Here is a 13,231-nt window from a genome sequence, read left to right on the forward strand (position 1 = left end):
AGGACTTCACCTCATGACTTTGACCGAAGACCGGGCTCCGGCCCGGCAGGTGCTCGCGGCCGAAGAGCGATACGCCGACGAGCTCGCCTTCCTCGCCTCCTACGACGACGGCCCCCGCCCGCCCGGCTGGGCGCTGACCCCACGCGCGGTGGTGACCTTCATCTGCGGCAGCGGCGAGGAGACCCTGCAAGGGCCCACGTCCCGCATGAAGGTGGCCACCAAGTTCGTCGGCGAACGCGCCCTCGTCGAACGCTGCGTGGTGACCCTCGCCGGCGAACGCGGCCTGCTACTGGTCGGCGAGCCCGGCACCGCCAAGTCGATGCTGTCGGAGCTACTGGCCGCCGCCGTCTGCGGCACCAGCGCGCTCACCGTGCAGGGCACCGCGGGCACCACCGAGGACGCCTTCCGCTACGGCTGGAACTACGCCCTCCTCCTCGCCCAAGGCCCCAGCCCCGCCGCACTGGTCGACTCCCCGGTGCTCACGGCCATGCGCTCCGGCCGCGTCGCCCGGGTGGAGGAGATCACCCGCTGCCTGCCCGAGGTACAGGACGCCCTGGTGTCGATCCTGTCCGACCGGCGGGTCAGCGTACCCGAACTCGCCGGCACCGAGGACGCCCAGGTGGCGGCCTCGCCCGGGTTCACCGTGATCGCCACGGCCAACCTGCGCGACCGCGGCGTCTCGGAGATGTCGGCCGCCCTGAAGCGCCGGTTCAACTTCGAGACCGTCGACCCCATCTCCGACGCCGAAGCGGAGACCACCCTGGTACGCCGCCAGGCCACCGCCGTGGTCCAGCGCGCGGGCGCCGCCTTCGGCGTGGACGACGCCGTGCTCGACGCGCTGGTCACGGTCTTCCGCGACCTGCGCTCCGGGCGCTCGGCCGAGGGCTGGGACGTGGAGCGCCCCGGCACGGTCATGTCCACCGCCGAGGCCGTACAGGTCGCGGCCTCGCTGGGGGTCGCGGCGGCGTACCTGCCCAGGGGGGACGTCCTCGACCTGGTGCCGGGGCACCTGCTGGGCGTCGTACGCAAGGACGATCCCGCTGATCACGGGCGGCTCCTCGGTTATTGGGACGGGCCGGTGCGACGACGGGCCGAGGACGGCTCCGCGATGTGGCGCCGCCTCTGGGACCTGCGGGAGAACCTCCGTTGACCACCCAGGACATCGATCCGCCCGCCAAGTCCGTGGGCGCCGTCCAGGCGGGCCAGACCGTGGAGTCTGTCCGGTCCGCCCAGACCGCCGACTCCGTGCGATCCGCCCAGACCGTGCGATCCGTACAGGCTACGCAGTCCGTTCAGGGAGCCGACGACGACTGGGGTGATGATCCCAGGCGAGTGGTCGACGCACTGGCTGCCTCCGCCCGGCCGTACCTGCTGGGGGTGCGGCACCACAGCCCGGCGCTGGCGGTGGTCATGCCCGCGCTGCTGGACGCCGCCGACGCCGAAGTGGTCTGCGTGGAACTGCCCGCGGACTTCCAGCCGTGGCTGACGTACCTGGCCGACCCCGGAACCGTCGCACCGGTCGCCCTCGCGGGGGCACGTGGCGACGGGGGGTTGGGTTTCTACCCGTTCGCCGACTTCTCGCCGGAGCTGGCGGCCATTCGATGGGCTTGGAAGCGCGGCGCCGAGGTGCTCTGCTGCGACCTCCCGCTGTCCGACCCCGGCTGGCACGCCACCGATCAGGCCCCACTGCCGGGCCTGTCCGAGGGCTCCGGCACGTCGCAGGAGACGCCGGTGGGTACGGCCAAGGAACCCGGCACGTCGTCGGATATGGCGGATCAGTCCGGCATGGCGTCGGATTCAGCGGAGGAGTCCGGCACACAGCCGGGGGCGTCGGCGGGTGGGGCGGTCTCACGAGGTATGTCCTTCGCCGAGGCACTGGCCGCAGCAGGGACCGGCCGCGATGGGGACGACATGTGGGACCGGGCCGTGGAGGTCCTCGCCCCCGGCTGCGAACCCGAAGCGGTCCGCCGCGCCGCCCTCGGCGTCGGCTGGGCATTGCGCCGGGACGCGGCGGCGGCAGGCGGCGTCCCGGCCATGGACCTGGCCCGCGAGGCGCACATGCGCCGCGTCATCGCGGGCGCCGCGACCGGCGGCCGGCGAGTCGTCGCCGTGGTCGGCGCCTTCCACGCACCCGCGCTGACCTGGCCCGACACGGATAGTGACACCGGCCCGTCCGCAGGTCACGGTAGTGCCGGCTCGTCTTCGGGCAGCGGTATCGCTCCTTCGCCTTCGAGCGGCGGCACCACTGGCTCGGCTGCAGGCGGCGGTACCGCTGGCTCGCCTGCTGGCGGTGGTCCTGGCTCGTCCATGGGCGGTGGAACCGCTGCTTCGTCGGCGGGCGGCGGGACAACTCCTTCGTCCGCGGGCGGTGGCATCATCAGCCCGTCCGCGGGCGACGGTTCGTCGTCGGTCACTTCGCTGGTGCCGTACGCCTTCGACCTGCTGGACTCGCGGTCCGGCTACCCGGCGGGGATCCGTGACCCGCGCTGGCAGCAGGCGGTGTTCGTGGCGGGTGGCGATCCCGAGCGGGTCAGGGACGGCGCCGCCCGCGCCATCACCGACCTGTGCCGGGAGCTGCGCGCCGCCGGGCACACCGCGGGCACCGGGGAGGCCGTCGAGACGCTGCGGCTCGCCTGCGACCTGGCCCGGCTGCGCGGCCTGCCCGCCCCAGGCCGGGGCGAGCTGCTGGAGGCGGTGACGACCGTGCTCGGCCAGGGCGAGCCCCTGGGGAGGGGACGGGCTCTGGCCAAGGCGCTCGACATCGTGTTCGTCGGCACCGAACGCGGCCGGACCGCGCCTGGCACACCACGTTCGGGGCTCGGCCCAGCGGTGGAGGCGGATCTCGCCGCGCTCAGGCTCCCGTGCCCGGACGATCCCGAACGCCGTGAGCTACGCCTCGACCCGCTCCGCTCCGACCTGGACGCGCGCCGTGAGGTTCTCCTGCGGCGCCTGCTGGTCTGCGGCGTCGGATACGGCGAGCCGATCGAGGTGGTGGGTACGGGCGATTCAACCGCGCTCACCACCAGATGGCGGATGGCCTGGACCCCGGCCGTACCGGCCCTGCTCGACCTGGCGGGTGTACGCGGCGTGACCCTCGCCCAGGCGGCGGCCGGCACGTTGCGGGAGACGTTCCGCCGCGAATCCGCGGAAGGGGGACCCACCTGCGCCCTGATCCTCGACGGGCTCCGTGCCGCGGCCGGCTGTGACCTGCCCGACCTGGTCGCGGACCGCCTCGCCGACGCGGCCGTCGCGCTGCCCGCCACCGCCACGCTCACCGAACTGCTCGATGCCCTCGACCTGTTGGAGGCGCTGCGCCGGCAGCACCTCCCCGGCACCACGCCGGAAGACCGTCAGCACGCCACCGAACTGGTCGGCACCCTGCTGGAGGCCGCGGTCCGCGCCCTGCCCGGCCTGGCGGGCAGCGACCAGCCGGAGGACGCGGTCGCGCTGGTCGCCCTCGCCTCGCGGGTCGGCGAAGAGCGCCTCGGGCTGCGGATGGACGACGCCTTGGCGGTGCTGGCGCGTACCGCGTCCCCGCTCATGCAGGGCGCGGCCCTGGCCGCCCGGGTGCTGCTCGACCTTGACAGCGCCGACGCGCTCGGCGACCGGGCCGCCGGCTGGGTCGACACCGCCACCGGGCCGGACGGGCGCCTGCGTTTGATCCGCCTGCTGACCGGCGTACTCACGGCGGCGGGGCCGCTGCTCCAGTCGGCGCCGGCGGCGCTCGACCCGCTGATGGACCGTGTGGACGGTTTGTCGGACAAGCAGTTCCTCGACCGGCTGCCGGCGTTGCGCGGTGGGTTCGACACACTCAGCCCGGCGGGCCGTACGCGGTTGCTGGGGGCGGTGTCGGAGCGGCTCGGCGACCGGCTCGACCTGGCACTGGACGCGCCGCCCGCACTCCTCGCCCTCTGGACCGCCGCCGACTCCGCCGGCCTGGCCGCCCTGAACGCACTCCGACTCCCCATGCCCGCCGTGGCGGCGGTGGCATCCGACAAGCCGGACGGGCAGACCGTACCGGCTGGGCGGGAGGCCAAGGCGGCTCACCGTGAGGAGCCGGAGACAGCTCACCCTGAGGAGGCGGACGCGGTCTTTTCCGAGCCGCAGTCGTCGCTGGGCGGCAAGGTGGACGCGGCTCATCCGGAACTCCCGTCGTCGCTGGACGGCGCGGCTCTCTCCGAACCCCCGCTCCCGGTCGACGAGGACGGGCGGGCTGAGCGGAGGCTGCTGCCGGCCGACCGGTGGCGGTTGCTGCTCGGGCGGGAGTCCGAGCGGCTCCCGGCCGACGCTCGTGCGTACGCGCGCGCCCTGGACGAGCTGTACGGCGCGGGGCGCGGCGAAGGCGCCAACGACTTCGGGCCGGGCGGCGACTCCGGCGGCAGGGAGCACCCGTTCCCCACCGCCCGTGAGTGGGGTGAGGAGCTGGAAGCCCTCTTCGGCACCGAGGTACGGGAGGAGGTGCTGGCCAAGGCAGCCGATGCCGGGCGCATCGACGTGCTCAGCGAGCTCGACCCCGCCTCGGTACGGCCGTCCGTCGAACTGCTGACCTCCGTACTCTCGCTGGCGGGCGGCCTGCCGGAGCAACAGGTGGCCAAGCTGCGGCCACTCGTACGCCGCCTGGTGGAAGAACTCACCAAGGAGCTCGCGACGCGAATGCGGCCCGCCATGACCGGGCTGGCGACCCCCCGTCCGACTCGCCGTCCGGGTGGGCGGCTCGACCTGCCGCGCACCCTGCGAGCCAATTTGTCGCACACGCGCCGCCTCGACGACGGCCGGATCGTGGTCGTCCCGGAACGGCCGGTGTTCAGCACCCGCTCCCGTCAGGAGGCCGACTGGCGGCTGATCCTGGTGGTCGACGTGTCCGGGTCGATGGAGGCGTCGGTGGTGTGGTCCGCGCTGACGGCCGCGGTGCTGGCGGGCGTGCCCACACTGTCCACCCACTTCCTGTCGTTCTCCACACAGGTGATCGACCTGACGGACCGGGTGGCCGATCCGCTGTCCCTGCTGCTCGAAGTGCGGGTCGGCGGGGGTACGCACATCGCCGCGGGACTCGCCCGGGCCCGGTCGCTGGTCACGGTGCCGAGCCGTACGCTCGTCGTGGTCGTCAGCGACTTCGAGGAGGGCTACCCGATCGGGGGCCTGCTCGGCGAGGTGCGGGCGCTGGCCGGGTCCGGTGTCCACCTGCTGGGGTGCGCGGCCTTGGACGACAGTGGCGTACCCCGTTATTCGATTCCCGTCGCCCAGCAGCTCGTGGCGGCCGGCATGCCCGTCGCCGCTCTCAGCCCGCTCGCCCTCGCCCGATGGGTCGGCGACCGCCTCAGGGGAGAGAACCGATGAACGCCCCCACTTCGCTACCGCCGGTGGCGCCGCAGGTGGTCGCCGCCGCGGTCGAGAGCCTCACGTCCCGGCTGCGCAAGAAGCTGGACGCGGCGATCGAGCAGTACGCCGCCGTGCCCGTCGTCGCCGACGCCGAGGGCATCCGGATCAGCTGTGGCGAGGACGCCGTGGTCACGCTCTCGCCGGGACCGTCCGGCGCGATCGCCGACGACGGCCAGGCGCGGTGCAGCTGCCTCCTGGCCCCCCGGTGTCTGCACCGCGCGGCCGTACTGAGTGCCTGCCCGGTGGCGGACCCGGAGCTAACGGAGGCGGACACCTCCGACGGCTCCCTCGCAGGTGCCGACCCGCTCGGCACCGACATGGTCGCGGGGTCCGCGCCCGTTGGGACTCCCACGGACTCGGCCGCAGAGCCCGCGCACGCGGCGATTGCCGGACCAAGTGCCGCGCAGGCGAGCACCACAGCGCCAGGCGCGACCCAGGCCGCAGGCCCGAACACCACTCAGGGCACAGGTCCGAACGCCACTCAGGCCGCAGGTCCGAACGCGGCTCAGGCATCGGGGACGGATGCCGCTCAAGCCGCAGGGAGGAACCCCGCTCAGGGCACTTTGGGAGCAGGCGTCGCTCAGGGGGCTGCGGGACCAGGCGCCGGGCAAGTGCCGGCAACCGCGCCGGGTTCCGCGCAGGTGGCGGCCGCGTCAAGTCTGTGGGCCGCCGCCGCGGCCATCCTGTCGGCCGGAGTGCCGGCGGCCGGTGCGGTGCCGCAGGCCGAGCTGCTCAGGGCCGCGCACTCGGCCAGGCTGGCCGGGTTGCCCAAGGCCGAGGCCGCCGCTCTGCGGGTCGTACGCGGGCTGCGGGCGGCCCGGGCCCGACACGAGGGCCACCGCCTCGCCGACCTGGTGTCCGCGCTGCGCGAGCTCCTGCTCATCGCGGGCCGGCTGGCGGGGGCCGACCCCGACCCCGCGCTGGTCGGCAGCGTACGCCGAAGCTATCAGCCGGGCGGGAGCCTGCGGGTGTACGGCGTCTTCCGGGAGCCGGTGATCAGTGCCACCGGCTATGGCGGGGTGGTCACCCACCTCGTCACGGAGGATGGCCGATGGTTCTCGGTGGCAGACGTCAAACCGGGCGGTCCGGCCCGCGCCCGCGGGGCCGCCACCGCGCCCGTCTCGATCGGCCCCGCCATGCTGAACCACGCCCAGTTGGTACGGGCGGGACTGCTGATCACCGGAGCCACGATCTCGCCGGACGGGCGTCTGGGGGCGGGCGGCGGCGTACGGGCTACCCCGGTGAAGGGGCTGCCGTGGACGGAGGGGCCGCTGGCGGCCCTGTTCGCCCGCCCGCTGGCGGAGGCGGCCGGCCCCCGGCTATCCGGGCACGCCTGGAGCGAGTCAGACACGGAGGACAAGGCTCGCGAACCAGTCGGATGCGACCTGGTGATCATCGGTGCGGCGGGCGACCATGTACTCGCCCGCGAACTACTACCGGTGAGTGACCACCTGGGCTCCCGCGAATTGCCACCCGAAAGCGACCACGCGGACGTCCCAAGACCCGAAGGAGACCACCTGGGCGCCTCCGGGGTGATACCCGACGGCGTACCATCGGCCGATCCCCCGAGCCCGGTACGCGCGCACGGCCCGCTGATCCGGCTCGTCCCGGCCACCAGCCACCCCGACCTGGCCCATGTCGCCAACCTCCAGCGGCTCGCGTCCCGCCCCGGTCTGCTGGTGCGAGTGGTGGGCAGGGTGGATCCCGACCGGGCGGCCACCCTGCGCCCGCTCGCGGTGGGCCCGGTGCCGGGCGCCGAGGCGACGCTCCGCCTCCCGGCCGAATGGCACGACCGGGCCGACCTCGGGTACGACCGCCTGCAGGGCTCCCATCTCCCGCCGCAGGAGGCGTGCCTGCCGGGGCAGCCGGGCGCCGGGACCGAGGTGGACCCGGTGGCGAGCGCACCGCTCTGGCGGGTTCGGCGGCTGGTCGAGCTGGGCGTCTCCGGCGGGCGACGCGCGGTGGCCGAGTCGGCGCGCAACGGTGACTCCCACGCCCCGCTGCACCGGGCCGGGTTCCGTTCCGCCGCCGACCTGGCCACCAAGCTCACCGCAGAGGCCGACCGCAGGTCGCGCGACGTGTTCGGCCGGTTGGCGGACTCCGGCCCCGACCGGTACGCGTGGGCGTGGCTGGCCGCGGCCACCCACCTCGTCGCCACGGAACGGGCCATGATCCAGGCCTCCTGGCAGACGGATCACGCCAGGTGATCGGGTGCGTCGCAGTTTCGGTCATGAGCCGCCGATCTGCTACGCCGCGCCGACGTGCGGACCACAGCCTCGGGTTCGTCGCTCTGGTCGGCTCTTGCGCGGCGGTGGCGTCTCAGCGCAGGGTGAGGGTCAGGTCCGGTTCCAGGCGGGCCCCCGGCCAGCAGCACCAGGCCAGGACGCTAGGGTAGGGGCAGCAGGCATCGCTGAGGGCAACGCCGCCGCCCTGCCCATGGGCTCGAGGGGGACCGGGAACCGGTCCTCCTACGAAGAGGCGTTCGCCGTCAACGTGCGTGCGCCGTACTTCCCCCGCGGCGGCTCGGGCCCCCACCATGCTCGCCGAGGGTAAAGGCAGCATCATCAGCTCGCTTGCCGCCAAGATCGCCATGCTGGGAATGTCGATATACGGAGCAACCAAGTCCGCGCTGGAAGGACCCACCAGGCGCTGAGCTGCGGCTGCGGCCTGTGCCTGTAGGCAGTGATCAGCACCCTGCCTACGCCCGATAGATATGTAGTTGATGAAATGTTCGCAAATGTGGGAGTAGAGCAATCCGGTGACTGATCCGACCATCATTTACACGCACACTGACGAGGCCCCAGCCCTGGCGACGTACTCCTTCCTGCCAGTGGTCCGGGCGTACGCCTCGCAGGCGGGTGTCGCTGTGGAGTCCCGTGACATCTCGCTGGCCGGGCGCATCCTCGCGGTCTTCCCCGAATACCTCAACGAAGACCAGCGGATCAACGACGACCTCGCGGAGCTGGGCGAGCTGGCCAAGACCCCCTTGGCCAACATCGTCAAGCTGCCCAACATCTCGGCCTCCGTCCCGCAGCTGAAGGCGGCCGTCGCCGAGCTGCAGGCCAAGGGCTACGCGCTGCCGGACTACCCGGACGAGCCGAAGACCGACGAGGAGCGGGAGATCCGCGCCCGTTACGACAAGGTCAAGGGCTCCGCTGTGAACCCCGTGCTGCGCGAGGGCAACTCCGACCGCCGCGCTCTCGCCTCGGTCAAGAACTACGCCAAGACCCACCCCCACCGGATGGGCGCCTGGACCACCGAGTCCAAGACCAACGTGGCGACCATGGGCGTGGACGACTTCCGCTCCACCGAGAAGTCCGCTGTGATCTCCGAGGCCGGTTCGCTGCGCATCGAGCTGAAGGGGGACGACGGCTCCACCATCGTGCTGCGCGAGTCCGTGCCGGTCCTCGAGGGCGAGGTGGTCGACGCCTCGGTGATGCGCGTCGCCGCCCTGCGCGAGTTCCTCACCGCGCAGGTCGCCCGTGCCAAGGAGGAGGGCGTCCTGTTCTCCGTGCACCTGAAGACCACGATGATGAAGGTCTCCGACCCGATCATCTTCGGTCACGTGGTGCGCGCCTTCTTCCCGAAGACATTCGCGAAGTACGGCGGGACGTTCGCCGCGGCCGGTCTGACCCCGAACGACGGTCTGGGCGGCATCTACAAGGGCCTGGAGAACCTGCCCGAGGGCGCCGAGATCAAGGCATCCTTCGACGCCGAGCTCGCCGAGGGCCCGAAACTGGCCATGGTCGACTCCGACAAGGGCATCACCAACCTGCACGTGCCGTCCGATGTCATCGTCGACGCCTCCATGCCGGCCATGATCCGCACCTCCGGCCACATGTGGGGTCCGGACGGCCAGGAGCACGACACGCTCGCGGTGCTCCCGGACTCCAGCTACTCCGGCGTCTACCAGGCCGTGATCGACGACTGCCGCGCCAACGGCGCCTACGACCCCTCCACGATGGGCTCCGTCCCGAACGTCGGCCTGATGGCACAGAAGGCCGAGGAGTACGGTAGCCACGACAAGACCTTCGAGATTCCCACCACGGGTACCGTCCGCCTCGTCGACCAGGCCGGCAACGTCGTGATCGAGCAGACGGTCTCCGCCGGGGACGTCTTCCGCGCCTGCCAGACCAAGGACGCCCCGATCAAGGATTGGGTGCAGCTCGCCGTCACCCGCGCCCGCGCCACCGGCGACCCGGCCGTGTTCTGGCTGGACGAGGACCGCGCCCACGACGCCGTGCTCATCGAGAAGGTCAAGCGGTATCTGACGGAGCACGACACCGAAGGCCTGGACATCCGCATCCTGTCCCCGGTCGAGGCGACCAAGCTGTCCGTGGAGCGCATCCGCCGCGGCGAGAACACCATCTCCGTCACCGGCAACGTCCTGCGCGACTACCTGACGGACTTGTTCCCGATTCTGGAGCTGGGCACCAGCGCCAAGATGCTGTCGAGCGTCCCGCTGATGGCGGGCGGCGGCCTGTTCGAGACGGGCGCCGGGGGTTCCGCCCCGAAGCACGTCCAGCAGCTGGTCAAGGAGAACTACCTGCGCTGGGACTCGCTCGGCGAGTTCTTCGCGCTGGTGCCGGCCTTCGAGCAGTACGCGAAGACGACCGGCAACCAGCGTGCCCAGGTCCTCGCCGACGCCCTCGACCGCGCCACGGCGACCTTCCTCAACGAGGACAAGTCCCCGGCCCGTCGCGTCGGCGGTATCGACAACCGTGGCAGCCACTTCTACCTGTCCCTGTACTGGGCACAGGAGCTGGCCGGCCAGACCGCCGACGCCGACCTCGCCAAGGCGTTCGCCCCGCTCGCCGAGACGCTCGCCGCCAACGAGCAGAAGATCGCTGACGAGCTGATCTCCGTCCAGGGCAAGCCGGCCGACATCGGCGGCTACTACCAGCCCGATCCGGCGAAGGCCGCCGCGGTCATGCGCCCGTCGGAGACCTTCAACAAGGCGCTCTCGACCCTCGCCTGACAGTCGCGCAGATGGTCTCTGGCCGAAGCTCGGGGGATCTGGCCGGCGCTGCCGTCCGGTAGAACCCGGTAGGCCAGAGATCATCCGCAAGGCGGGTTCCGGTAGACGAAAGGACAAGGGCCCGCCGCTCAGCGGGCCGTCCGGCAGCTCCGGATCTACGGCGGCGGTTCAACGAGGTGATGGGGCGCTTTCGCGGTCGCAGCCAGCCAGATCTTGCCCTGCAGGTCGGCGCCGCGGATGACCTGGACGCGCCACGGGGTCAGCCGCAGGATGTGCAGCTGAGGGTCGGCGGGGCTGGTCCAGAAGTTGCCCAGCTCGTACCCGGCGCCGGGCGGGCTGCCCTTGCGGTAGAGGTTCCAGGCCCGGCGGGTGAGCGTCAGATCGTCGACCCACTCGGCCACGGTGTCGAGGCTCACAGCGTTCTGCCGGGGACTCCAGTACGAGAACGTGGTGTGCGGGTTGCCGGCCAGGTGCGCCGCCTTTACCGGGGTCCGGTAGGTGGCCAGCCAGCCGATCGGGCGGCCGTCGACGACCTCCCAGATCGGTATCAGGACGCGCGCCCGGGGGCGTCCTTTGGCGTCCACGGTGGTCATGGTGGCGTACACGATGTCGCCGATGTAAGCGGCGAACTGATCCTCGATCTCGCTGAACGAGGTCACCTTGATGGTCATGAGGTCCTCACACCGAGGTCGGGGCGGACACAGGGGTGTTCTGCGGCGCTTCGGGACCGGCGGTGCGGCGGGCGATCCCGAAGGCGGTGACCAGGGCACCGGCGACCGCGGCCGCGACCGGGACGACGAGGGCGAACCGGAGGGAGTCGAGCATCGCTTCAGGTGTGGTGGCGTCACCGAGCGCCGCCACGCTCACCGCGGTCACCGCCGACAGCCCGAGCGCGGTGCCGAACTGGAAGGAGGTGTAGAGCAGGCCGCCGGCCAGGCCGTGCTCGTGCTCCTCGATCCCGTCGGTGGCGGCCATGGTCAGCGGGCCGTACGCCAGGGAGAAGGCCAGGCCGAGCAGGAGCATGGTCGGCAGCATGGCGGCGTAGGTCCAGTCCATTCCGATCGGCAGGAAGAGCGCGTACCCCAGGGCGGCGACCACCAGCCCACCGAACAGCACGCGGGCGTTGCCGAACCGGTTCACCAGCCGCGGGGTGAGCGTCGGCGCGAGGATCGTGTCCATGCCGATCACCAGCATGGCCAGACCGGTCTGCAGACTGCTCCAGCCGCGTACCTCCTGCAGGTAGAGGGTGGCCGCGAACTGAAATCCGGCGAAAGAGGCGAGGAACAGCAGCGCTCCCACGTTGGCCCGGACGAGCGCGCGGGAGCGCAGGATGCCCAGCCGTACCAGGGGGTTGGCCGTTCGCCGTTCGATCAGCACGAAGATCGCCAGCAGGGCGAGGCCCGCGCCGAACACGCCGAGCGTGCCCACCAGGCCGTTGCCGGGGTGCTCCAGGCGGACCACGCCGTACACCAGCAGCAGCATCGCGCCGGTGATGCTGAACGCGCCGGCCAGGTCGAAGCCGCCCGACGGGCGTTCGTGCACCGCGCTCTCCTTGAGCAGGATCACCGCCGCGACGAGGATCACCGCCGCCATGAGCACCGGCGCGAAGAACACCCATCGCCATCCGATCGAGGTCAGCAGCCCGCCGGCGACCAGGCCGAGCGAGAAGCCGCCCGCGGCCGTGCCGGCGTAGACCCCGAGCGCCTTGGTACGTTGCGGCCCCTCGGGGAAGTTGCCGGTGATCAGCGAAAGCCCGGCGGGCGCCATGAACGCGGCCGCGACCCCGGTCACGAAGCGGGCGACCAGCAACATCCACCCTTCGGTCGCGAAGCCTCCCAGGCCGGAGAAGACCAGGAAGACCGTCAGCCAGAGCAGGAACATCCGCCGGCGGCCCAGCAGGTCGGCCGCCCTGCCGCCCAGCAGCATGAATCCCCCGTAGCCGAGCACGTAGGCGCTGACGACTCCGCTGAGCATGCCGGTGGACAGGCCGAGATCGGTCCGGATCGACGGCAGTGCCACGTTCAGCATCGCCACGTCGATCCCTTCCAGGAAGACGGCTCCGGCGAGCACGAAGAGCACTCCCCAGGCGCGGGCGTTCATGCGGTTGTTCGATGCGGGCATCGATATGGACATGGTCCACTCCTCTCGAAAAGCACAGGACCGGCCATGGTTCCTCAACCGCGTGCCGGTTCCTTCTGGTAACCGGCCAAATCGTCGTGCATCATGGGATGTCATGGAAGACGGCACTCTCAAGTCCCTCGGTTACTGCGGGGATACCGACGGCGATTACGACGTCCTTCAGTGGGACACGCGGGAGGACTGCGAGGTCCGGCAGATTCTCGACCGCGTGGCGGACAAGTGGTCGCTGCTGGTCATCGCCCTGCTCGACCGGCGCAGCCTGCGCTTCACCGAGCTACGCCGCATGATCGACGGGGTCAGCCAGCGCATGCTCACGCGGACGCTGCGGCATCTGGAGCGCGACGGGCTGGTCAGCAGGACCGTGCACCCGACCGTCCCGCCACGTGTCGACTACGAGCTCACCTCGCTGGGCGTGACCCTGCACTCCACCATCCGCGCGCTGGTCACCTGGACGGAGACGCATCAGAACGAGATCGCCGCCGCCCGCACCGCCTACGACGCCCGCGTGCGGGCCGAGGAGCAGGCCGCCGAAGCGGCAGCCGCCGAACGGGCCGAGATCGCCCACAACGCCCTGGCGGCCATCCACTGACGCCGACGGTTCGGCACCACGCCCAGACGCCGGCCGTGCCGCGGCTCGGTTGGTGAACCGTTCGCGGGTGAACTCCACGTCGACGTGGTCGAGGGCGACGACTCGGACGGTGTCTGAGCTGAAGGTCTTGGTCAGACCTCTGGCAT

General features: G+C 71.8%; 7 protein-coding genes. 5 read left to right on the forward strand and 2 right to left on the reverse strand.

The window, feature by feature from the left end:
- The first annotated feature begins 13 nt into the window (after nucleotides 1–13).
- The 4 genes from ACGFJ2_RS44060 (at nucleotide 14) to ACGFJ2_RS44075 (ending at nucleotide 10,357) form a co-directional block, all read left to right on the forward strand.
- Complete coding sequence (locus ACGFJ2_RS44060; RefSeq protein WP_358184328.1) at nucleotides 14–1,150, forward strand: AAA family ATPase; 1,137 nt, start codon at nucleotides 14–16, stop codon at nucleotides 1,148–1,150.
- On the forward strand, nucleotides 1,147–5,337 hold the full coding sequence (locus tag ACGFJ2_RS44065) for a DUF5682 family protein (RefSeq protein WP_393478713.1): 4,191 nt from the start codon (nucleotides 1,147–1,149) through the stop codon (nucleotides 5,335–5,337). Before ACGFJ2_RS44060 ends, ACGFJ2_RS44065 begins: the two co-directional genes overlap by 4 nt.
- Nucleotides 5,334–7,586 carry an SWIM zinc finger family protein gene (locus tag ACGFJ2_RS44070; RefSeq protein ID WP_393478715.1) on the forward strand — a complete coding sequence of 751 codons (2,253 nt, stop codon included), beginning with the start codon at nucleotides 5,334–5,336 and terminating at the stop codon, nucleotides 7,584–7,586. The genes ACGFJ2_RS44065 and ACGFJ2_RS44070 overlap by 4 nt, the downstream gene beginning before the upstream one ends.
- Before the next feature lie 551 nt (nucleotides 7,587–8,137).
- Nucleotides 8,138–10,357, forward strand: coding sequence for an NADP-dependent isocitrate dehydrogenase (locus ACGFJ2_RS44075; protein WP_393478718.1), 2,220 nt, complete (start codon nucleotides 8,138–8,140; stop codon nucleotides 10,355–10,357).
- 155 nt (nucleotides 10,358–10,512) lie between these two features.
- On the opposite strand, the gene ACGFJ2_RS44080 is transcribed toward ACGFJ2_RS44075, so the two are convergent.
- On the reverse strand, nucleotides 10,513–11,028 hold the full coding sequence (locus tag ACGFJ2_RS44080) for a pyridoxamine 5'-phosphate oxidase family protein (protein WP_357954061.1): 516 nt from the start codon (nucleotides 11,026–11,028) through the stop codon (nucleotides 10,513–10,515).
- A 7-nt stretch (nucleotides 11,029–11,035) separates the two neighbouring features.
- On the reverse strand, nucleotides 11,036–12,490 hold the full coding sequence (locus ACGFJ2_RS44085) for an MFS transporter (protein ID WP_393478720.1): 1,455 nt from the start codon (nucleotides 12,488–12,490) through the stop codon (nucleotides 11,036–11,038).
- 100 nt (nucleotides 12,491–12,590) lie between these two features.
- Here ACGFJ2_RS44085 and ACGFJ2_RS44090 point away from each other — a divergent pair, with 100 nt between their 5' ends.
- Nucleotides 12,591–13,085 carry a helix-turn-helix domain-containing protein gene (locus tag ACGFJ2_RS44090; protein WP_357954057.1) on the forward strand — a complete coding sequence of 165 codons (495 nt, stop codon included), beginning with the start codon at nucleotides 12,591–12,593 and terminating at the stop codon, nucleotides 13,083–13,085.
- Nucleotides 13,086–13,231 lie beyond the last annotated feature (146 nt).

This window comes from Nonomuraea sp. NPDC049028 (assembly GCF_043197735.1).
In the GTDB taxonomy this organism is placed as follows: Bacteria; Actinomycetota; Actinomycetes; order Streptosporangiales; family Streptosporangiaceae; genus Nonomuraea.